Annotated in this window: 24 protein-coding genes; 17 read left to right on the plus strand and 7 right to left on the minus strand. The window is 37.2% G+C overall.

Annotation, left to right across the window (positions count from 1 at the left end; translation table 11 throughout):
- Positions 1-4: 4 nt before the first annotated feature.
- The gene (locus B2R82_RS05640; protein WP_054770786.1) at positions 5-214 is read right to left on the minus strand and encodes a DNA-dependent RNA polymerase subunit epsilon; all 210 of its coding nucleotides are present in this window, start codon (positions 212-214) and stop codon (positions 5-7) included.
- Positions 215-812: 598 nt separating this feature from the next.
- Here B2R82_RS05640 and B2R82_RS05645 point away from each other — a divergent pair.
- Positions 813-1,583 carry a Cof-type HAD-IIB family hydrolase gene (locus B2R82_RS05645; protein ID WP_286923938.1) on the plus strand — a complete coding sequence of 257 codons (771 nt, stop codon included), beginning with the start codon at positions 813-815 and terminating at the stop codon, positions 1,581-1,583.
- Between the two features lie 60 nt (positions 1,584-1,643).
- On the opposite strand, the gene B2R82_RS05650 is transcribed toward B2R82_RS05645, so the two are convergent.
- Positions 1,644-2,402: a DeoR/GlpR family DNA-binding transcription regulator gene (locus B2R82_RS05650; protein ID WP_286923939.1), complete on the minus strand. Its 759-nt coding sequence runs from the start codon at positions 2,400-2,402 to the stop codon at positions 1,644-1,646.
- Positions 2,403-2,553: 151 nt separating this feature from the next.
- Here B2R82_RS05650 and B2R82_RS05655 point away from each other — a divergent pair, with 151 nt between their 5' ends.
- The 5 genes from B2R82_RS05655 to phnX are packed head-to-tail and all read left to right on the plus strand — an operon-like array spanning position 2,554 to position 7,820.
- On the plus strand, positions 2,554-3,306 hold the full coding sequence (locus B2R82_RS05655; protein ID WP_286923940.1) for an ABC transporter ATP-binding protein: 753 nt from the start codon (positions 2,554-2,556) through the stop codon (positions 3,304-3,306).
- Entirely contained in the window at positions 3,299-4,930 is a 1,632-nt protein-coding gene (locus B2R82_RS05660; protein ID WP_286923941.1) for an ABC transporter permease subunit, read from the plus strand. Before B2R82_RS05655 ends, B2R82_RS05660 begins: the two co-directional genes overlap by 8 nt.
- Positions 4,927-5,913: an extracellular solute-binding protein gene (locus B2R82_RS05665; protein WP_286923942.1), complete on the plus strand. Its 987-nt coding sequence runs from the start codon at positions 4,927-4,929 to the stop codon at positions 5,911-5,913. The genes B2R82_RS05660 and B2R82_RS05665 overlap by 4 nt, the downstream gene beginning before the upstream one ends.
- Before the next feature lie 13 nt (positions 5,914-5,926).
- Positions 5,927-7,027 (plus strand): 2-aminoethylphosphonate--pyruvate transaminase, encoded by a 1,101-nt coding sequence (gene phnW, locus B2R82_RS05670; protein WP_286923943.1) that lies wholly within the window; start codon positions 5,927-5,929, stop codon positions 7,025-7,027.
- Positions 7,017-7,820 (plus strand): phosphonoacetaldehyde hydrolase, encoded by an 804-nt coding sequence (phnX, locus tag B2R82_RS05675; protein WP_286923944.1) that lies wholly within the window; start codon positions 7,017-7,019, stop codon positions 7,818-7,820. Before phnW ends, phnX begins: the two co-directional genes overlap by 11 nt.
- Positions 7,821-8,002: 182 nt before the next feature.
- Here the strand turns inward: phnX and def are convergent, their stop codons facing one another.
- Positions 8,003-8,560 carry a peptide deformylase gene (gene def, locus B2R82_RS05680; RefSeq protein ID WP_283871011.1) on the minus strand — a complete coding sequence of 186 codons (558 nt, stop codon included), beginning with the start codon at positions 8,558-8,560 and terminating at the stop codon, positions 8,003-8,005.
- 393 nt (positions 8,561-8,953) lie between these two features.
- Here def and pdhA point away from each other — a divergent pair, with 393 nt between their 5' ends.
- The 7 genes from pdhA (at position 8,954) to B2R82_RS05715 (ending at position 16,148) form a co-directional block, all read left to right on the plus strand.
- On the plus strand, positions 8,954-10,069 hold the full coding sequence (gene pdhA, locus B2R82_RS05685) for a pyruvate dehydrogenase (acetyl-transferring) E1 component subunit alpha (RefSeq protein WP_286923945.1): 1,116 nt from the start codon (positions 8,954-8,956) through the stop codon (positions 10,067-10,069).
- A 3-nt stretch (positions 10,070-10,072) separates the two neighbouring features.
- Positions 10,073-11,050, plus strand: coding sequence for an alpha-ketoacid dehydrogenase subunit beta (locus tag B2R82_RS05690; RefSeq protein WP_008174017.1), 978 nt, complete (start codon positions 10,073-10,075; stop codon positions 11,048-11,050).
- A 23-nt stretch (positions 11,051-11,073) separates the two neighbouring features.
- Positions 11,074-12,420 (plus strand): dihydrolipoamide acetyltransferase family protein, encoded by a 1,347-nt coding sequence (locus B2R82_RS05695; RefSeq protein ID WP_286923946.1) that lies wholly within the window; start codon positions 11,074-11,076, stop codon positions 12,418-12,420.
- A gap of 5 nt (positions 12,421-12,425) precedes the next feature.
- Complete coding sequence (gene lpdA, locus B2R82_RS05700) at positions 12,426-13,841, plus strand: dihydrolipoyl dehydrogenase (RefSeq protein ID WP_286923947.1); 1,416 nt, start codon at positions 12,426-12,428, stop codon at positions 13,839-13,841.
- 204 nt (positions 13,842-14,045) lie between these two features.
- Positions 14,046-14,828: an SDR family NAD(P)-dependent oxidoreductase gene (locus tag B2R82_RS05705; protein ID WP_286923948.1), complete on the plus strand. Its 783-nt coding sequence runs from the start codon at positions 14,046-14,048 to the stop codon at positions 14,826-14,828.
- Between the two features lie 206 nt (positions 14,829-15,034).
- Positions 15,035-15,478 (plus strand): CidA/LrgA family protein, encoded by a 444-nt coding sequence (locus B2R82_RS05710; protein ID WP_286923949.1) that lies wholly within the window; start codon positions 15,035-15,037, stop codon positions 15,476-15,478.
- The gene (locus B2R82_RS05715) at positions 15,471-16,148 is read left to right on the plus strand and encodes an LrgB family protein (RefSeq protein ID WP_286923950.1); all 678 of its coding nucleotides are present in this window, start codon (positions 15,471-15,473) and stop codon (positions 16,146-16,148) included. The genes B2R82_RS05710 and B2R82_RS05715 overlap by 8 nt, the downstream gene beginning before the upstream one ends.
- 50 nt (positions 16,149-16,198) lie before the next feature.
- Here the strand turns inward: B2R82_RS05715 and B2R82_RS05720 are convergent, their stop codons facing one another.
- Positions 16,199-16,801, minus strand: coding sequence for a class I SAM-dependent methyltransferase (locus B2R82_RS05720; protein ID WP_286923951.1), 603 nt, complete (start codon positions 16,799-16,801; stop codon positions 16,199-16,201).
- A 218-nt stretch (positions 16,802-17,019) separates the two neighbouring features.
- Positions 17,020-18,489, minus strand: a complete 1,470-nt coding sequence (locus B2R82_RS05725; RefSeq protein ID WP_054770791.1) for an aminotransferase class I/II-fold pyridoxal phosphate-dependent enzyme — start codon at positions 18,487-18,489, stop codon at positions 17,020-17,022.
- Positions 18,490-18,634: 145 nt separating this feature from the next.
- On the opposite strand from B2R82_RS05725, the gene B2R82_RS05730 reads away from it, so the two are divergent.
- Together B2R82_RS05730 and B2R82_RS05735 are read left to right on the plus strand one after the other, a co-directional pair.
- The gene (locus B2R82_RS05730) at positions 18,635-19,594 is read left to right on the plus strand and encodes an NAD(P)H-dependent flavin oxidoreductase (protein WP_286923952.1); all 960 of its coding nucleotides are present in this window, start codon (positions 18,635-18,637) and stop codon (positions 19,592-19,594) included.
- Positions 19,595-19,614: 20 nt separating this feature from the next.
- The gene (locus B2R82_RS05735; RefSeq protein WP_054770792.1) at positions 19,615-19,902 is read left to right on the plus strand and encodes a UPF0223 family protein; all 288 of its coding nucleotides are present in this window, start codon (positions 19,615-19,617) and stop codon (positions 19,900-19,902) included.
- 255 nt (positions 19,903-20,157) lie between these two features.
- On the opposite strand, the gene B2R82_RS05740 is transcribed toward B2R82_RS05735, so the two are convergent.
- Complete coding sequence (locus tag B2R82_RS05740; RefSeq protein WP_286923953.1) at positions 20,158-20,784, minus strand: YktB family protein; 627 nt, start codon at positions 20,782-20,784, stop codon at positions 20,158-20,160.
- A 126-nt stretch (positions 20,785-20,910) separates the two neighbouring features.
- Between B2R82_RS05740 and B2R82_RS05745 the strand changes: the two genes are divergently transcribed.
- Complete coding sequence (locus B2R82_RS05745; RefSeq protein WP_283871022.1) at positions 20,911-21,108, plus strand: hypothetical protein; 198 nt, start codon at positions 20,911-20,913, stop codon at positions 21,106-21,108.
- Positions 21,109-21,349: 241 nt separating this feature from the next.
- Positions 21,350-22,144, plus strand: a complete 795-nt coding sequence (locus B2R82_RS05750) for an inositol monophosphatase family protein (RefSeq protein WP_283871023.1) — start codon at positions 21,350-21,352, stop codon at positions 22,142-22,144.
- Positions 22,145-22,189: 45 nt separating this feature from the next.
- On the opposite strand, the gene B2R82_RS05755 is transcribed toward B2R82_RS05750, so the two are convergent.
- Entirely contained in the window at positions 22,190-22,375 is a 186-nt protein-coding gene (locus tag B2R82_RS05755) for a DUF5325 family protein (protein WP_286923954.1), read from the minus strand.
- Between the last annotated feature and the right edge of the window lie 125 nt (positions 22,376-22,500).

The raw sequence follows: 22,500 nt of genomic DNA on the forward strand, positions 1-22,500 counted from the left end.
TTTGTTAAATTTCCTCCAAGACAAAGTTCGGACTTGCTTGTTCATAGGCTAAATAATTACCTTCAAGCAGTTGGATGAACTCGATATTGTAGTCTCGGTCTTTTAACTTTTGACGTACTTCACGTTCTGAAGTAGCTTCAAGGTATAGACTTTTAGTGTTTTCGCGAACTGGAATTTCATTTGCATTTTCTTGATAATAAACTTTGTAAATCATAGTTTGCTCTCCTTTTATTGCGTACAATTTTATTGCACCTTTGACTAATACCACACACGTACTACAAGAAAAAACAACGAATTTCTATTATTTATAACCAGAAATAAGGCGTTTGAAGTTCTTGTATCTCAGTGCTTCAAATGAGCACAAATTGCTTCAATCAGCAAGGTAGTTGTAGCTGATAAAAGCTAAAGCCTCTGGTAGATATCACGAATTTTGATCAATTGTGCCTATAATTCAAAATTTGAATGTTTCGTTTCTTGCTATGAAAGCAATATGCTAAAGAAACAGCAACAAATATACCAAGGCGTTATTGATAAAAAGCAATGAGACAGTGGTTGCACATAGCCAAATAAATGCATTTCCTTTATATTATCATGCAGTTACTCTAAAATAAAGAAAAGCCCTTCAAATAATGAAGGGCAAATGTTAGGCAATTGATTTTTTTCCGAGTATGCCGCGAAGTTGCTTCAATAATTTCCGTTTGAGTTTCTTCAGCATGGCACATCACTCCTTAGGATCATTATAATAAAAAATTGTGTCTATGTAAAGTAATGAACCTTGAATCAATTATGCATGTATAGAAAGGAATTATAAAATGAAAAAAATTTTGTTTTTTGACGTAGATGGAACCCTCTATAATAGTAAAAAAATATTACCTGCATCCGCTAAAGAAGCGCTGTTTGAAGCACGTCGCCAGGGGTATGAAATTGCTATTGCGACAGGTCGTGCACCGTTCATGATTGAAACTTTGTTAGAGGAATTGGCTATTGATACATATGTTACCTTTAATGGACAATACGTTGTTTACAAAGGTGAGGTTGTCTATACAAATGGTATTGAAAAAGATGAGCTTGCCAAAATTATTGCCTTTGGTGAGGCACGAAATGAGCCAGTAGTTTTTTTAGATGAAAAACGCATGATAGCGTCAGTTGGAAATAATCATATGGTAGCGGAGTCTTTAAATACTTTAAAATATCCATATCCAGCATTAGACTCAACTTATTATATGCAGAATGCTGTTTATCAAACACTAATATTTATGGAAGAAAAAGATGAATCTTTATATTGTGAGACATTCCCGAATGTACAATTTGTCCGATGGCATCGTTATTCGTGTGATATTTTACCAAAGGGAGGCTCTAAGGCTGCTGGTATTGAAAAAATACTTGAGAGAATGGGAATTACATTTGAGGATGCTGTAGCTTTTGGGGATGGTATTAATGATATAGAAATGCTTCAGGCTGTGGGGACAAGTGTGGCGATGGGAAATGGACATGAAAAGGTAAAGGCAATTGCTACACATATAGCTGATCATGTGGATAAAGATGGGTTGGCAAAAATAATGCGTAAGCTAGCTATTATTTAATGAAGAATTAAAAAGCAACTAGTTGGTGCAAGTAGTCTCAGCTAGTTGCTTTGCATTGTCTTATTTATCTGTTTGAACGAGTTTTATCTGTACACCTTCTTTTGTAAAATGCATGATAGTTTTTTTAGATAATGCACTATCTGTAATAATCGTATCTATTTCTTGCAGTGGGCAGACTTGAATGGCAACATCCTTGTTAAATTTTGATGAGTCAGTTGCCAGAAAAATAGTTTGGGAAATGGAAATAATTTGTTTTCTTGTGATGGCCTCCTCTAAATTAAAATCAGAAATACCTTTTTCAATAGAAACACCACTTGCACAAATAAAAGCTTTATTAATATTAAGATGATCAAAGCGGAAAAGGAATTCGTTAGATGTTACAGACTTCTCAGAGTGTCTAATTTTCCCGCCAATAATAATTACTTCTACTTTAGAGCCAATCAGCTCAAAGGCTACAGGTAGTGAATTTGTAATGACTGTTAATTTTTCTTTTTCTACTAGGAATGGAATCATTTGATATGTAGTTGTTCCACTATCTATAAAAATACAATCCCCATCCTGTACGAAGGATGCACAGGCTTTTGCGATAGCTATTTTTTCTGGTAGCTGCTCATGAAGTCGTTGATCGATAATTCCCTCAACTGGCTCAACATATTTTACACCTCCATAAAACTTCTCAATTTTCTTCTCCAGCACAAGCTGTTGGATATCACGACGGATTGTTTCCATCGAAACGTTAAACTCTTTTGTGAGTGTTACTAATTTCACAACTTTATGTTCCCGTATAAACTGCAAAATATGTTGTTGCCTTTCTATCATAAACATCACATCACCTCTACATAATATTTACTCAAAATAATCATAACTTTGTCAATAGTTGGTCGAAATTTACTCAACATTTACACAAAAACGCATTTTCCTTTACAAATTGTCACTATACTATGGCTAAGAACTGAGAGAGGTGACCAATTTGTTAGAACTAAAAAGTATCTCAAAAAGCTATAAAGATAAGAAAGTTTTAGTAGATATAAATATAACCATTGAATCAGGCGAAATTATTTCGTTGTTAGGGCCAAGTGGTTGCGGTAAAACTACTTTGCTCAATATTATTTTAGGACTTACAGAGCAAACGGCTGGTCAACTTATCTACAATGGACAAGATATATCGAAGAACACCATGCAAGAAAGAGGATTTAATATTGTGTTTCAAGATTTTGCTTTATTCCCTCATTTAAATGCATACGACAATATTGTCTATGGATTGAAAAATAAAAGCGTGCAAATGTCCAAGGAGGAGGTTCAGGAATATCTTGATTTTCTAGAGTTGACACCACATTTACACAAAAAAATTCACGAGTTATCAGGTGGTCAAAAACAACGTGCCTCCATTGCAAGAACACTTGTTATGCAGCCGAAAATTCTTCTGTTAGATGAGCCATTAAGTGCTCTAGATGGCGTCATTAAGGAATCTATAAAGGAGCGCATTAAATTGATTGCTCGTGAATTTAATTTGACGACTATTATTGTGACACATGATCCAGAGGAGGCACTAACTCTATCAGATAAGGTTTTAATTATTAATGAAGGAACAGTTGCTCAATTTGGTACACCACAGGAAATCGTATCAGTACCCAAAAATCAATTTGTTAAGGACTTTATCTTAAGACAGCTTCATATTAAGCGACACAACATCTATCAATTATTTGGAGAAACGTATGCTTAAAACGAATAAAATGATGAAAATAATTTTTCTGCCAATTCTATTATTTTTTCTATTCTTTTTAATAGTGCCATTACTTTATATGTTTTGGCAGTCTATTAAAATTGGAAATATTATTACCATTCAAAACTATTTAGATGCCTTGAAAAATATAGAAATCCGTAGATCTTTCTTCAATAGTTTTAAGGTTTCCTTTGCTGCATCGGTATTCACAACCATTTTAGCTTTTTTATTGGCCTATGCGATTCATTTTACAACAATGCATCGCCATACGAAAAAGCTAGTACATATAGGAATCACGTTGCCTATGCTGTTACCAACCATCACCTATGGCTTTGTGTTGATTTATACATTTGGAAATCAAGGAATTCTTACAAAATTAATTGGACAGCCACTCTTTACTGTTTATGGGTATAACGGCTTAGTTATAGGTTACGTATTATATACATTGCCAGTCGCTTTTATTTTAATGCAAAATTCTATGCAATATATAGATAAACGATTTTTACTAGTCTCCATGTTAATGCATGATCGTCCATTGCGGCGGTTTTATCATACGGTGTTCCGTCCGATGCTAGGGACAATTGGTGGGGCATTTATTTTAACGTTTATTTTAAGCTTTACGGATTTTGGGATACCTGCATCAGTTGGCGGAAATTACAGGGTGATTGCCACCGAACTCTATCAGGCTATGTTAGGTTCTATCGTGCATTTTGAGCGTGGAGCAGTTATCTCCGTGTTAATGCTGGTACCAGCTGTACTTGGAGTAGTTATGTTAACGATTTTAGAGCGCTTTAATTTTCAATATAAACAGGCTGGACAAAGTGAACTTGTAAAGCACCGTCTACGTGACGGGGTGTTTACTGCTTATTCAATTGTCTGTGTAGTAGTGGTGTTTATTATTTTTTCAACAATGTTTATTGTTCCTTTTACAAAAGGCTATCCATATGACTTTAGCTTTACATTAGAGCATGTTCAAAATGTACTGTCGGAGCAAGATTTAACCAAGGTATATGTCAATTCACTTATCGTGGCAGTATTAACAGCCGTTTTAGGTGTAGCTATCACTTTTCTGTCCGCGCTTCTCAATGCAAGGACACCATTGAAAGGAAGAAAAAGCCTAGATCTTACTTCCATGATTACGAACACAGTGCCAGGAATGGTGCTTGGTCTATCATACCTGTTTTTCTTTAATGGAAGTTCTTTAAAAGGGACATTTCTCATCATTATCGCCTGTAACATTGTGCATTTCTTTACAACACCTTATTTAATGGCAAAAAATTCATTGCAAAAGATGGACCCTACATGGGAAGTGACTGCGGAGCTATTAAGGGATTCATGGTTAAAAACAGTTATACGGATTATATTGCCGAATATTAGACCAACTATTTATCAAATGTTTAGCTACTATTTTTTAAATGCGATGGTCACAGTCAGTGGCGTTATTTTCCTTGTTAGCACAAAGACAATGCTTGTATCTACAAGAATAAAAGAGCTACAGCATTTCGCTAAATATACTGATATTTTTGTACTTTCTATATTTATTTTATGTACAAACCTCATTGTGAAATTAGGTTGTGATTATATAACAGCACATAAAGAAAAAGTGAAGGAGATGTCAAAATGAAGAAATCAACATGTATGATGCTAGGGACAGTTAGTGCAGCGGCGGTAGTTTTAGCTGCATGTGGAGGGGCAGAAGCAGATTCCAAAGACCAAGTGATTATTTATTCAAATGCTGATGATGAAGCAATAGAGGTAATGGAATCAACATTAGATGACAAAGGTTATAAAGGAAAGTATTTAATACAATCCTTTGGTACTTCTGAGCTAGGTGGAAAAATGATGGCAGAAGGGAAAGATATAGAAGCAGATGTCGTAACAATGGCTTCTTATTTTATAGAAAGTGCGCAAACCTCCAAATCGATGTTTGTGGATATCTCTTCAGAATTAATGCCTCTTGATGGTGGTGTTTCGTATGCGTTGCCGATTTTAGGGAATGTTGGCTCAATCTTTATCAATACGGATGTTTTACAACAGAAAGGGTTATCTGTACCAAAAACGATTAAGGATTTGACAGATCCTGCCTATAAGGATTTAGTGTCATTTCCAAATATAATGGATTCATCAACTGGCTGGCTTTTAGTACAGGCTATTATCAAAGAATATGGAGAGCAGGAAGGGAAAAAAGTTTTAGCAGATTTAATTAAAAATGCTGGACCTCATATTGAGAGCTCAGGCTCAGGTCCTATTAAAAAGGTGAAAACAGGTGAAGTAGCAGCTGGCTTTGGCTTACGAATTCAAGCTATTGATGCTAAAAATGAAGGATTGCCAATCGATTATATTGATCCGACAGAAGGAAACTTCACACTTACAGAGTCTGTGGCCGTTGTGGATAAAGAGGGAGATGAAGCGCTAGCCAAAGAAATAGCGAAAGTAATTGCAACAGAGGCACGCGGTGGTCTATTAGAGCAATATCCTGTAGCGCTTTATGAAGGAGAGCAAGTAAAGACTGAGCATGTGCCAGCACACCTTAAAAAATGGGATACAACTTTAACGGTAGATTTGTTAGAAAAACACCAAGCATTCTTTAAAGAAGCGCAACAATAAGGAGTTATAGAAAATGAGTAGCTATAAATTATTGACACCAGGACCATTAACGACAACTGAAACGGTTAAACGTGAAATGTTAATAGATCGCTGTACATGGGATGATGACTATAAAAATGTTACACAAGTCATTCGTAAGCAGCTCTTGGATTTAGCCCAAGTTGATGAATCTGAGTACACAGCAGTGCTTATGCAAGGGAGTGGAAGTTTTGTTGTAGAGTCTGTTCTAACAACCGCTATAGGTGAAGAGGATAAAGTGCTAATACTTACAAATGGTGCTTATGGAGAAAGAATTGTTGAAATGGCCGAAGTGTTAAATCTACAGCATGTTGTTTATAGTGTTCCCTATGATGAACAGCCCTCTTCATTAGAAGTACAAGCCTTACTTGAAAAAGACCCGAGTATTACACATGTAGCTGTCGTTCATTGTGAAACGACCACTGGTATGTTAAATCCAATTAAAAAAATTGGAGAAGTTGTTCATTCGTTCAATAAAACGTTCATCGTGGATGCTATGAGCAGTTTTGGTGGTGTACCGATGGATTTATCAGGCTTGTATATTGATTTTTGCATTAGTAGTGCCAATAAATGTATTCAGGGCGTCCCAGGGTTTGGATTTGTTATTGCTAAAACAGAGGCACTAGAAAAATGTAATGGACAGGCTCGTAGTGTGGCATTAGATTTATACAATCAATGGGAAGTGATGAAAAAAGACGGTAAGTGGAGATTCACCTCACCTACTCATGTAGTAGCTGCATTTGCGAAGGCATTAGAGGAGCTTATGGAAGAAGGCGGAATCAGGGCACGCTATGAACGTTATGCAGAGAATAATCAACTACTGCGCTCTCATTTGTCAGCACTTGGATTTAAAGCATATATTACGGAAGAACTACAATCGCCAATTATTACAACATTTTTGTTCCCACATAAAGAGTTCTCTTTTAAGCATTTTTATCATGAAATGAAAAAAGCGGGCTTTGTTATCTATCCGGGCAAGCTGACAGATGTGGATACATTCCGTATAGGGAATATTGGTGATATACATGAAGAAGATATGCTTACGTTATGTGAAGTCATTGAAAATTATATGGTGGTGAAAAACAATGAAAATTGAAACAGTTATTTTTGATTGGGCTGGAACAGCAGTTGATTTTGGTTGCTTTGCCCCTGTAAATGTCTTTTTAACCATTTTTGAGGATGCTGGTGTAACAGTAACGCTTGAAGAGGCTCGTAAACCAATGGGCATGCTGAAAATCGATCATATTCGTACAATGCTAGAAATGCCAAGAATTCAAGAAGAATGGAAACGAGTTCATGGACAATCCTTTACAGAAGAGGATGTACAAGCACTATACAAAGAATTTGAGTCGAAGCTAATGGAATCTTTAGCGGCCTTTACAAATCCTATCCAGTATGTGAAGGAAACCGTACAGCAATTAAGAGAAGCGGGTATTCGAATTGGCTCCACAACAGGCTATACAGACTCAATGATGGAAGTAGTCACACTGCATGCAGCAATAAAGGGTTATCAGCCTGATTTCCTAGTAACCCCAACCCAAGTTGGAGATAAAGGACGTCCTTATCCATATATGATTTTTAAAAATATGGAGGCGTTAGGGTCAAAATCGACGAAGCAGGTTGTGAAGATTGGTGATACAACGTCAGATATAAAGGAAGCATTGAATGCGGGGGTCTGGGCTGTTGGGGTTATTATTGGAAGTTCTGAGATGGGTCTTTCTGAAGAGGAATTCATCTCATTATCTGCGGAGGAACAACAATTTGAAATTCAGAAAGCGAAGCGCATTTTTGAGGAGATAGGTGCTCATTATACAATTGAAACTATGAAAGAGCTACCTGCGTTAATTGAAACTATTAATAATGGTTTAAAACTAGAATCAGTGGTGTAAACCTCTTGAAAGAGCCTTTTAGTTGTAGATATACAATTAGAAGGTTTTTTTATGGCTTAGAAAGGGAAATGGTAGATGGACACAATAAAATGAAGAGTAAAGTATGATTAATGAATGGGTTATAAAAAAATAACCTCGGCAGAAAGGAAATAACTGCAGAGGTTTGTTTGCTTGATGGATTTTTAGTCACGCTCAAAAGGAATTGAATCGGGAATTTCCTCAAATGGATTTTTTTCATTAATACGGTCGTAAAACATTATACCGTTCAGATGATCTAATTCATGCTGGAATGCGATAGCAGGTAAGCCTTTAAGACGCATTTTTTTCTCTTCTCCGTCAATTGTTTTAAATTTTACTGTAATGCGAGCATGACGAGGAACATAGCCAGGGACGTTGCGATCTACAGAAAGACAGCCTTCGCCAGCAGTAAGATACGTATTTTCTACAGAGTGACTAACAATTTTAGGGTTAATTGCTACAAAGCTTAGTTGCTCACCATCATCATCTTGCAAATGTAAGGCGAACATTCGATGTAGACTATTGACTTGATTGGCAGCTAATCCAATGCCGCTACGTAAATCATATTTATCTGCCATTTCAGGATCTTGACTGTTGATGAGATATTGAAGCATATCTGCTGCAAGCTGTTTCACTTCTTCGGTTAACGGAAATTTAACTTCCTCAGCTTTCGTGCGTAAAGTCGGATGACCTTCGCGTATAATATCATCCATTAAAATCATATGTGAATCTTCCTTTCAATCTTTGTGTGCCTTATATATAAGTATACATCACACATAATAACAATCACATGAAAAAAGATCTTATTTGACTATACTTAAAAAATTTTTCTATAGCTATTAGATTATCTATAACTGGGCATTCTACTATTGGTATGCATGGAAGAAAACCTAATGTTTATGCATGTCATATGGGTTGTTGTAATACAGAAGGTATTGATGGATGGTACAGTATAAGACAGCTTTATTGAATTGTTATTTTAGAAAAAATCTTTGTTTGTACGCATAATATATGATTGACCGACAGTATTTTATTCAGTATACTGAGTCCTAAGAACAAGTTGTACTAGTTAAATAGTGATTTATTTTAATACAGTTGAAAGGGAGATGTGACAAATGAGCAAGAAAAACAATAATATTTTTGATGCAAAACAAACGCTAACTGAAATCGAAGATAAGTTTGAAATGTTTCAAATTTTGAATACAGAAGGCGAAATTATAAATGAAGAGGCAGACCCAAAATTATCAGATGATGAATTAGTTGAGCTAATGACACGTATGGTTTATACACGTATTTTAGACCAACGCTCAATCTCACTGAACCGTCAAGGTCGTTTAGGTTTCTATGCTCCTACAGCAGGACAAGAAGCTTCACAACTTGCCTCACACTTTGCATTAGAGCAAGAAGACTGGATTTTACCAGGGTATCGTGATGTTCCACAAATCGTATGGCACGGCTTACCATTAGATAAAGCATTTTTATTCTCACGTGGTCATTTCGTTGGCAACCAAATCCCTGAGGGCGTTAATGTATTACCTCCTCAAATCATTATTGGTGCTCAATATATTCAAGCAGCGGGAGTTGCGCTTGGTATTCAAAAGCGTGGTAAAAAAGCTGTTGCTGTAACATATACAGGTGATGGTGGTTCATCACAAGGGGATTTCTATGAAGGCATTAACTTTGCAGGTGCATTTAAATCACCGGCAATCTTCATCGTTCAAAATAACCAGTATGCAATTTCTACACCACGTGAATTACAAACAGCCGCTAAAACAATTGCGCAAAAGGGTGTAGCAGCAGGTTTACCAAGTATTTTAGTAGATGGAATGGATGCGCTTGCAGTTTATGTAGCAACTCGTGATGCTCGTGAGCGTGCGGTTAATGGAGAAGGCCCAACATTAATTGAAACAATGTGTTACCGCTATGGTCCTCATACAATGGCTGGGGATGACCCAACTCGTTACCGTACATCTGATACAGATAATGAATGGGCTCAAAAAGATCCTCTCGTTCGTTTCCGTAAATATCTAGAGGCAAAAGGTTTATGGGATGAGAAGAAAGAAGAGGCAGTAATCGAACGAGCAAAAGAGGAAATTAAAGAAGCAATCAAAAAAGCAGATGCTGCTCCAAAACAAAAAGTAACAGAGTTAATGGAAAACATGTATAAAGGCGAAATGCCATCTAATTTAAAAGAACAGTATGAAATCTACAAAGAGAAGGAGTCGAAATAACCTATGGCACAAATGACAATGATTCAAGCAATTACAGATGCACTTCGCACAGAATTAAAGAATGATGAAAACGTTCTTGTATTCGGGGAAGATGTAGGTGTCAACGGTGGGGTATTCCGCGCAACTGAAGGCCTACAAAAAGAATTTGGTGTAGACCGCGTATTCGATACACCATTAGCAGAATCGGGTATTGGTGGCTTAGCTATTGGCCTTTCTCTTCAAGGATTCCGTCCAGTTCCTGAAATTCAGTTCTTCGGCTTTGTTTATGAAGTAATGGATTCAATTAGTGGCCAGTTAGCACGTATGAGCTATCGTAGCGGTGGTGTCTATAATGCACCAGTAACAATTCGTTCTCCATTTGGTGGTGGAGTACATACACCAGAAATGCACTCAGATAGTTTAGAGAGTTTAATGACAGCACAACCAGGGTTAACGGTTGTTGTACCATCTACTCCATACGATGCGAAAGGCTTACTGATTTCATCTATTCGAAATGATAATCCAGTAATTTTCTTAGAGCATTTAAAACTATATCGTTCATTCCGCGAAGAGGTGCCTGAGGAAGCATATGAAATTCCACTTGGCAAAGCGGATGTAAAACGTGAAGGTAAGGATTTAACGATTGTTGCTTATGGTTTAATGGTACACGAAAGCTTGAAGGCTGCAGAAGAGCTTGAAAAAGAAGGTCACTCTGTAGAAGTAATAGACTTACGTACGATTCAACCAATTGATATTGAAACAATTATTGCATCTGTTGAAAAAACAGGTCGTGCAATCGTTGTACAAGAAGCGCAAAAACAAGCAGGTATCGCTGCAAATGTAGTAGCAGAAATCACAGAACGTGCAATTTTAAGCTTAGAAGCTCCTGTACTTCGTGTGGCTGCACCAGATACTGTGTACCCATTCCCACAAGCTGAAGGTGTTTGGTTACCGAACTATAAAGATGTAATGGAAACAGCGAAAAAAGTTTTAACATTCTAATGAACTAGAAAGGATGGGTACACATGGCATTTGAATTTAGATTACCAGATATCGGTGAGGGTATTCACGAAGGCGAAATTGTGAAATGGTTCGTCAAGGCTGGCGATACAGTAAAAGAAGACGATATTCTTTGCGAAGTACAAAATGATAAAGCGGTAGTTGAAATTCCTTCACCAGTTGAAGGAACAGTAGAGGAAGTTTTAGTAGGAGAAGGGACAGTTGCTGTTGTGGGCGATGTCTTAATCCGATTTGATGCACCTGGCTATGAAGACTTAAAGTTAAAAGGTGACGATCATGCTGAGGCGAAAACAGAAGCACAAGTTCAAGCAACTGCTGAATCTGGTCAGAACGTAGAGAAAGCTCCTGTTAATGAGGAGAAGGCTCCAGTGAAAGCTGAGACAGCACCAGAAAAAGGGGAGACAGTTGTCGATGATACTAAACGTGTAATTGCGATGCCTTCTGTACGTAAATTTGCACGAGATAACGATGTAAACATCCATGAAGTAAAGGGAACAGGCAAAAATGGTCGAATCTTAAAAGAAGATATTGAAAACTTCTTAAAAGGTGGCGGTACTATTGAAGCTGAAGCATCAACTGTAGAAACAGCAGAAGCAGCAATTGAGCAAGATAAAACTACTTCAGCCGCACCAGTAGTTCTCGAAGGGGAATTCCCAGAGACTCGCGAGAAAATGTCAGGTATTCGAAAAGCGATTGCCAAAGCAATGGTACACTCGAAACAAACTGCTCCTCATGTTACACTAATGGATGAAGTCGATGTTACAGCTCTTGTAGCACATCGTAAAAAATTCAAAGATATCGCTGCTGAAAAAGGTGTTAAATTAACATATTTACCATATGTAGTTAAAGCTCTTATTTCAACTTTACGCGAGTTCCCAGAATTTAACCGCTCATTAGATGATGCAACACAAGAAATTATTCAAAAGCATTACTATAATATCGGTATTGCTGCTGATACTGAAAAAGGCTTACTAGTACCAGTTATTAAGCATGCAGATCGTAAATCTGTATTTGCAGTGTCTAATGAAATCAATGAGTTAGCGACGAAAGCCCGTGAAGGCAAGCTTGCGCCACATGAAATGAAAGGTGCTTCCATGTCCATTACGAATATCGGCTCTGCAGGAGGACAATGGTTCACACCAGTTATTAATCATCCTGAAGTAGCAATTCTAGGTATTGGTCGAATTTCAGAAAAACCTGTAATAAAAAATGGTGAAATTGTAGCCGCACCTGTGTTAGCATTATCATTGAGCTTTGATCATCGTATGATCGATGGAGCCACTGCGCAAAATGCTTTAAATCACTTAAAGCGTTTGTTAAGTGAGCCAGAATTATTATTAATGGAGGCGTAACAAAAATGGTAGTAGGAGATTTCCCAATCGAAACAGATACTCTTGTCATTGGTTCAGGTCCTGGAGGATATGTAGCAGCAATCCGTGCAGCTCAAACTGGCCAAAAAGTAACAATCGTTGAAAAAAATGTACTTGGTGGTGTGTGCTTAAACGTAGGTTGTATCCCATCAAAAGCATTAATTTCAGTAGGTCACCGTTTTGAGCAAGCTAAACATTCAGATGACATGGGAATCATCGCTTCTGATGTGAAATTAGACTTCTCAAAAGCACAAGCATTTAAAGACAGCGTTGTTAAAAAATTAACTGGCGGTGTTGAAGGCTTACTTAAAGGTAACAAAGTTGAAATTGTACAAGGTGAAGCTTATTTCGTTGACGCTCATTCAGTGCGTATCATCAATGGTGAATCTGCTCAAACTTACACATTTAACAATGTCATTATCGCAACAGGTTCTCGTCCGGTTGAAATTCCAACATTTAAATTTTCTGAGCGCGTGCTAAATTCTACTGGTGCACTTTCTTTACAGGAAGTTCCAGGTAAATTAGTTGTGATCGGTGGAGGTTATATTGGTACAGAGTTAGGCTCAGCTTATGCTAACCTTGGCTCACAAGTAACAATTATCGAAGGCGGAAAAGATATTTTGGCTGGCTTCGAAAAACAAATGACTCAAATCGTGAAAAAAGGCCTTAAAAAGAAAGGCGTTGAGATTGAAGTTAACGCATCTGCAAAAGGCGTTGAAGAAACTGAAAACGGCGTAGTTGTAACATATGAAGTTGGCGGAGAAGAGAAAAAGGTTGAAGCTGATTACGTATTAGTTACTGTAGGTCGTCGTCCAAATACAGATGAAATGGGCCTTGCTGAAATCGGAGTTGAATTCGGTGAACGTGGTCTAATCAATGTTGACAAACAATGTCGTACAAATATTTCAAACATCTATGCAATCGGTGATATCGTAGCGGGTCCACAACTTGCACATAAAGCATCTTACGAAGGTAAAGTGGCTGCTGAAGCGATCGCTGGTGAAAAATCAGTGGTTGATTATCTTGCTGTACCTGCTGTATGCTTCACAGATCCAGAAATGGCGACTGTAGGTTATAATGAAGACCAAGCTAAAGCTGAGGGCATCGAATACACTGCAGCGAAATTCCCATTCGCAGCAAATGGTCGTGCTCTTGCATTAAACCAATCAGAAGGTTTCGTGAAGCTTGTTGCTCGTAAAGAAGATGGCTTATTAATTGGTGCTCAAATTGTAGGTGCTGGTGCATCTGATATGATCGCTGAAATGGGCTTAGCAATCGAAGGCGGTATGACTGCTGAAGATATCGCATTAACAATTCACGCTCACCCAACTTTAGGTGAGATCACTATGGAAGCTGCTGAAGTACTACTTGGCAATCCAATCCATATTGTTACAAAAAAATAATTAGATATGAAACGGTTATAAAGCATTAGCTTTATAGCCGTTTTTTGTATATTGCTTCTAATTTTGATAAAGTTACTATATCGAATGAATATTCAAAAAGTATAATTCGACAACTGTGCCAAGGTCTAGCAGAGATAGAATTTCATCGCTAGATAACGATGCCTACAGAGCAATAGAAGTGAACAATAAACTGGGGTGATGAAAATGGAACTAGGATTGAAGGGAAAAGTAGCTATTATTACAGGCTCAAGTAAAGGTATTGGCTATTATACAGCAATGCAACTTGTGAAAGAGGGAGCAAAAGTTGTGCTGAGTGCGCGTGGTGAAAAACAGCTCCAAGTAGCAGCTGGCTGTATTAAAAATGAAACAGGTGAGGATGTTTTAATCGTACCGACAGATATTACAAAAGAAAAAGATTGTAAGTACTTAATTGAGCATACAGTTGAGCATTTTGGAGGTGTGGATATACTTATCAATAATGCAGGTACAGCCTCAGCAAACCCATTTGAATCAGTTAGTAGTGAGCTATGGCAGGCTGATTTAGATTTAAAGGTATTTGGTGCTGTCCATTGTTCAAAATTCGCTGTTCCTTATATGCGTAAGGCTGGAGGCGGAGCGATTGTCAATGTAACGGCTGTTATGGCTAAAACGCCACCTGCTAGTTCCCTCCCTACTACTGTAAGTCGAGCAGCTGGTCTTGCATTAACAAAAGCGATGAGTAAGGACTTAGGAAAAGATAATATTCGTGTGAATTCTGTATGTATAGGGCTAATTCGTAGTGACCAAATCGAAAAAAAGTGGAAGAAGGAAGAACCTGAGCTTGCTTGGGAAGCGTATTCTCGCAAAGTCGGTCAAACAATTCCACTTGGTCGTGTAGGGGATACAGAAGAAGCAGCAAATGTCATTACTTTTTTAGTATCAGATGCAGCAAGTTATTTGACAGGCACTTCAGTGAATATTGATGGTGGGTCTGGACATGCATTATAGGATTTTGAAAAATTGATCAGCGTAATTTTTGAGAAAAGAAATATGTATTGGTGTCCAAATAAAGAAGTGTTTAATTATTGTATAAAGAGAAGATGGCTTAAATTGTGTAAGGGCTATCTTCTTTTCTATTGTTTTTCTAAAATTATAATAGACAGAAAATTCCTACAGATGTAGAATAATCGTTATAGGGGGTGAAAAGTGGCGAAATGTTGAACGAAAATTTTGCTGCATTGTTCATGAAGGTTGTAAGGATTATTGTCCAAATTGGGATACTCAATATTTATTACTACATGGGCGTGGGCATTGTAACTTTATTACATGTACCTCTTCCAGGAAGCGTTATTGGTCTACTTTTATTAGCACTATCACTTCAATTTAAAATAATTAAAGTAGAGTATATTCAAGATGGAGCTGGTTTTTTAATTGGGGTTTTAACCTTATTTTTCATTCCTGCAACAGTAGGGGTAATTGACTATCCAGAGCTTTTATCAACAACAGGACTGCTAATTATTTTGGCTGTTATAGCTAGTACATTAATTTCTATTTATATTACTGGATTACTTACTCAAATGATTGAGAAGAAAGAGTTAGCGAAGAAAGAAACTGAAGCTGTTCCAGAAGAAGGAGAGGGGAAATTAACTGTTGATTGAAATAATTGTTGTGGTTGGCACCATTATATTGTTTATGCTATTTACAAAGCTTTATCAGCGATTTCCGCATCCTATCATGATTCCACTAGTAACGACAACTATCGTCAGTGCTGTTATTTTAATAGTATTTCAGATTCCTTATTCGACCTATATGCAGGGAGGAGAATGGCTTCAAAAAATGCTTGGCCCAGCAGTAGTAGCACTCGCCTATCCTCTTTACAATCAGCGTGCCATTATTATGAAGTATAAATACTCTATTTTATCAGGTATCTTTATAGGCATGATTACTGGCTTAGTGACGATTTTTGTCATGCTAAAATGGATTAGGGTAAGTGATAGCTGGATGCTGACAGCTTTACCTAAATCTTTAACGACACCGGTTGGTATGCAGGTGAGCGAAACAATTGGAGGGATTCCCCCGTTAACAGCTGTATTTGTTATGCTAGCAGGGTTTGTAGGCGCAATAATTGGACCATTAGTGATTAAATTTGGAAAAATTGATTCTGCGGTTAGCAGAGGGGTTGCAGTAGGTAGTGCATCACATGGCGTTGGACTTGTTAAATTAAGAGAGTATGGAGAAAGAGAATTATCAGTTGGTTCATTATCAATGGGGTTAACAGCAATAATTGGGGCATTTCTCTGCCCACTTTTTGTATATTTGTTTATGTAAAACGAGCAAACCCTTTACAAACAATTGTAAAGGGTGAAAATCTGACTATATTAAGACTCTTTTTCAATAATAAATTGAACCGTATGGGCAAGACCAGTGTGTAAAGTACCTTCATTTCTTATTTGTTCACCTGTGAAAAAATGGATAATTTTATAAGGGTGACACCAAGTTAGGACATGAAGAGGATCGTATAAATTATCTAGCTGCTTTGGGCCACCTGATGCATATGGAAGCTGATATATCGAATATAGCTCCATCATGATTCGACCACCTGGCTTGACTGAATTTACTATACGCTCAAAAACGGCGTGCTGCTGCTTCATTGGGAAATGTCCAAACACCATTATAGCAGCATCAAACTTTTCTACAGGCAATTCATCATGTAATAAATCTGCAAGCTGTGTAACTACAGTAACACCCTGTTTTTTTGCTAGCTGTTGAGTCTTCTCTAACCCATTTTCAGCATAATCAAAGGCAGTTACTAAATGTCCTTTGGAAGCTAAAAAAACAGCATTTCTTCCTTCACCTTCTGCATATGCAGCAACATTTACATAACCCTTTATAAAATCTACATAGTCCTTGATAAAGGCATTTGGTTGTTCACCATACACATATTCGGTAGTGCTAAAATGTTGATCCCATATATTCATCAAATTCCCTCCCTTTTTAATATTGTAGAAAAAGTAACATAGTTAATCTAATTTTTTGTACTAATGCTTAACCAAAACGTTACTAGTTGTTACGAATATGTAACTAAAATCTTCCGAAATTAGCCAATAGAGGATTCCATTTTTCATGGCAAGATGTATCGAAATTGATAAATAATGAAAAAGCTACCTCATCAAAATTTTGAAGAGGTAGCTTTCCAGTTTTAAATAATAGGCTTGCGTTCTTTTATAACACGAATTGTTTTTAATGTTGAATCTTCAGGTCCTTGTACTGGTAAACCTGCTTCAATATTCATTTGAATATAATGAATATTTTCTTGTGTAATTATTTCCCCGGGAATAAAGATCGGAATTCCAGGAGGATATACCATAATAAATTCTGCACAAATACAGTTATCTGCCTCTGCCAATGGAACAACCTCAGTATCAGCATAAAATGCATCACGAGGCGACATAGCAAGTGCTGGAATTTCTGGAACATTAACTACTGCTTCAGTGATTGCAGCTTCTGAATCAAAAGCTTTGGACATACGATTAAGCGCGTTAATAAGAAGGTTTATCTCTTTTTTCGTATCTCCCAAAGTTACTAAACATAGAATATTGTAAAGATCAGAAAGTTCTACCTCAATATTCGCATTATAACGTAACCATTCCTCAGCTCGATGACCAGAAATACCCAAATCTTTCACACTAATTAAAAGCTTTAAAGGATCCATATCATATGTGGCAGATGAATGTAACTTTTCCTTTCCAGCACATTTTAAATGTGGTATCTGATTAATACGTTTACGTGCATCCTTTGCCAAGCGAAGAGCATCATCAATTAAATCAACGCCATGTATTGCTAGCTGACGTCGCGCCGTATCAAGCGATGCTAACAATGGATAAGATGTCGATGTTGTTGTCAGCATAGAAAAGACTGCTTGTACACGTTTTGCTGAGACAAGGCCTTCACGTACATTTAAGATCGATGTTTGTGTCATAGACCCACCTAGCTTATGTACGCTTGTAGCAGCCATATCAGCTCCTGCCTCCATCGCTGAATAGGGAAGTTCATCATGGAATTTAATGTGTACGCCATGAGCTTCATCCACAACAACTGGAATATTACGACCATGCGCGATTTCGACAATACGTTTTAAATCAGCTGTAAAGCCATAATAAGTTGGATTAATAACTAGAACTGCTTTTGTGTCTGGATAAGCATTTAAAGCCTTTTCGACAGCTTCAGGGGATATTCCGTGAGAAATACCATATTCACTGTCTACTTCAGGATGAATAAAAATCGGAATTGCACCAGCGAAAACAATCGCTGACATAATTGATTTATGAACATTCCGTGGCACTAGAATCTTATCACCTGGACCGACGACGGTCAGAATCATCGTCATGATGGCGCCACTAGTACCTTGAACGGAAAAGAATGTATGATCAGCACCAAAGGCCTCAGCAGCAAGTGCTTGTGCTTCTTTAATGGCGCCTTTTGGTGAATGTAAATCGTCTAGTGGAGCAATATTAATTAAATCGATTGATAAAACGTTGTCGCCGACGAATTCTCGGAAGGCTGGATCCATACCTTGACCTTTCTTATGGCCTGGAATATGGAACTGAATTGGATGTCTGTTCCGATGTTTAAGTAATACGTCGAACAATGGAGTCTCTAATTGTGACAACGCAGGTACCACCTCACTTTATAATATCTAAGAAAACATATGAATTATAGCACCTTACGACATGAAAGAATAGACTTTACTTAAAAAAATAAAAGGGTTTTTTGATCCTTTCGAGAAGTTTATAACGTATGAAAGGGGAGGTACTATGAATTGGAATACACGTGTGACAGAACTATTAAATGTGAAATACCCAATAATACAAGGTGGGTTAGCCTATTTAGCTTATGCTGATTTGGCAGCGGCAGTGTCGAATGCTGGCGGACTTGGACAAATAACAGCGATGAGTTTACGTGATCCTGACCTATTGCGCGCAGAAATTCATAAAGTACGAACATTAACAGATAAACCGTTTGGTGTGAACTTTGCCATTGGCATGTATGGCACTGGCTACGAGGATATGGTACGTGTGGCAGTGGAAGAAAAAGTACCTGTAGTAACAATGACTGGAGGAAATCCTGCACCTATTTTTGATATTTTGGCAGGAACCGACATTAAAAAATTGGTGCTTGTAGCCGCACGTAGACAAGCTCAAAAAGCGGAACAACTTGGAGCAGATGCTGTGATGGTTGTTGGACAAGAGGGAGGTGGTCATCTTGGACGTGACGATGTCGGCACAATGGTGCTTGTTCCGCAAGTTGTCGATAGTGTAAAGATACCAGTTATTGCTTCTGGAGGCATAGGTGATGGTCGGGGTTGGATGGCAGCACAGGCGCTTGGAGCAGAGGGCATTGAAATGGGCACACGTTTTATTGCGACTAAAGAGTGTGTAGATGCATCAGAGGCTTATAAAGAGGCGTTACTAGCAAGCAGTGAGGCTGATACAACTATTATTAAACGCTCTATTGGTGCACCAGCTCGAGCATTACGCAATGATTTCACTGCGAAAATTTTAGAAATTGAGGAGAAGACACCGACATATGAAGCATTAAAAGATTTCATTGGTGGTGCTGCCAATAAACGTTTTATTTATGATGGTAAGAATGATCAAGGATTTGGCTGGGCTGGTCAAGTAACAGGAATGATTCATGACATTCCAACAGTTCAGGAGCTAATGAATCGTATGGTTGCAGAAGCTGAAAGTATCCGAGTAAAATGGGGACAATAACGTAAAGGTGGTTATGTCTAATGGAATATTCCTATCCGTTTTCAACAGATTGGTCTACAGAAGAAATTGTTGATGTTGTTCAATTCTTCGAAGGGATTGAGCAAGCTTATGAGAAGGGCATTAAACGCGAAAATATGCTTGCAAAGTATCGCCGTTTTAAACAAATTGTCCCATCACAGGCAGAAGAAAAATCTATTTTTCGTGAATTTGAAGAAGCTAGTGGCTATGTAAGTTATCCTGTTGTTAAGCTAGCGAAAGAAGGAACGGATGGTACTTTGATTAAAGTTGTTCCGAAACAACGTCATTAAAAAAGTGGATGTGAGTTATTCTCACGTCCACTTTTTTTAGAGCTTTACACTATCTTGGTGTTAAAAAAGAATGTTTTGCATACATTACATCAATATCATTATTATTGAATAATAGAAAATATACCAATTATAATTCTTTAACCGCGAAAAAATTTTTATAAAAATAGGAATAAAATCGGAAATTTTCCACAATATATAAGCAGTATATCATTTGCATTATTATGTTACATGGATAAAAACACTATACATCGAGCATTACTTTCCAACAATGACGTTATAGATTGGGAGTAAATGACTAAAGGTTTCTTCCGTTATTTGATGGAGTTGACTAGCTGTCAGTTTGATTGCTTGCTCTTTTGGAATATGTCGACCTACTAAAAATTCACCTTTTTTAACATCCCGTAAACGAAGGAGTAACTCATCTAGCTTGTCCTCCTTTGCCGTTTGTAAAGGAAAGGCCTCTGGAGACATATGATCTCCAGACACAATAAAGTCTTCGGGAAGTTGCCCTAGTATTGCTTTATTGGCCATTAAACGCTGTGCCATTACATTTTTTTCAGGCGCTTCGTAAATAATAGCCAAGATGATGAATAAATGTGTGCTCCAAAGACCAATCTGAAAGTGAGGTAATGATTTATAACCTCTTTTGTACGGAGCAAAGGCTACCCAACTATCATTTGGAGGATTGACAGTTCTTCGTGCGTGTTTTGCAACATGAGGATAGAATTCTTCCCCAAGATGACTGGAAAAGTACGCAGAAAAGTCCTCTCCTAGCAGTTGGAATTTTGGTCGTACAGAAGAATTTAATGCATCCATTCTCTGTTCTAAACCGTCTATATGAAATACATTAAAGTCTTTATTCGTCCACTTTATTTTTGGCAATGGTAGTAGCTCCTTTCGATTTATAAGGTTTATTTTTTTAGAAAAATGGGAAAAAATCTTATAACAAGAACTTTCTAAAGTCTGCAAAATGTTCTTGTGAAAAATTAAAAAAAGGAAGTGATTTTTATGAAACCAATCGTAAAAATTATACGTAAAGTTGACATTGAAAAGCAATATGAACACATTTTACAGTTGGAATTAGATTATGAATTAGCTTCTCTCTTCGACGCTATGAATGAAAAAAATGAAGCTGAAATTGAAAAAAGTAAAAAACGTCTGACTGAAATTCAGATGGAACTTGAAAGTTTGCACGCCTATGCGTAATAAAAATTTTATACCCATTTGAAAATCACTTGCTGAATATTCCGACAGCAGGTGATTTTTATTGTTATAATGGGTAAAATAGACTTTATATCATAATGAAAAGTTTTAAGTATCTACAATGTGCAGAATACACCATGCTAACATCGAGAGAAAAAGATATCATATACTTGAATGGTGAGAACATGAAAAATCAGTCCAATAGCATAGAGTTAGAGTTTTTTTAATCGAAGGGTGGGTTTTTATGGACATACAACAATTGGATCAATTTGCGAAAAGTATTATCTTTGAGGCAGGCAGCCGCATTAGACAAGCTTTTTCGTATAATTTGGTAATCGAAACGAAATCAGGTGCTAATGATCTTGTGACGAATATCGATCGTGAAACAGAATTATTCTTTATCGATAAAATAAGAGCTTTTGATCCATCTCACAAGATTTTAGGGGAAGAGGGAATGGGAGAAAAAGTAGAGTCCTTAGATGGCATTGTGTGGATAATTGATCCTATAGATGGCACCATGAATTTTGTTAAGCAACACCGCCATTTTATGATTTCTATTGGTATCTTCATCAATGGAATAGGCAAGCTTGGTTACATATTTGACGTGATGCGTGAGGATTTATTTTATGCAATAGCTGGAGAAGGTGCCTGGTACAATGAATCTCCTTTACGAAAATTAACGTCAGTAAAAATAGAAGAAGCTGTCATTGGGATTAATGCTCATTGGGTAGCACCGAATCGGCATATTCATCATGAAAAGGTTATTGATATGGTTCGTAAAGTACGAGGTACACGATCATACGGATCTGCAGCTATGGAAATAGCATTTGTTGTGAGTGGTAAGTTAGATGCATATGTCTCTATGCGTTTATCACCATGGGACATTGCTGGTGGTACTATTATCGCGCATGAGGTTGGCGCTGTTGCCACAAATTTACACGGGGAAGGTTTTGATTTCCTTCATCAGGATACTTTTATCATTGCCAATCCATCGATACACAAAGAATTATTAGATAAATATATTGTGCCTTATGAATAATAAAGGAGCCGTCTTTTTTAGACAGGCTCCTTCTTTGTAACATAATTAAAGTAATCCTTGTTCACGCAATTTGCGTTTCATTTTAAAGGCTGTCATAAAAATGACACAAGTAGCCAAAATGCCTGCTAGAATACCAAACACACTTTCAGCAGCTACAGAATATCCGATAGAACACATTGCTAAAACAGCTGCTAATGCATAAATGGCCATTACGAATTTTGCACGATTCATAACCGAGCCCCCTATATTAAAATTTGTAAATCAAATATATTTTTTAGAATGATGGAAATTCTAATAAGGACATTTCTATCCCTCTTGTGCTATAATATCACAGTTAAACATTCGAAAAAAGAATA

The sequence above is a fragment of the Lysinibacillus sp. UBA6686 genome, from assembly GCF_002455205.1.
GTDB lineage: Bacteria > Bacillota > Bacilli > Bacillales_A > Planococcaceae > Lysinibacillus > Lysinibacillus pakistanensis.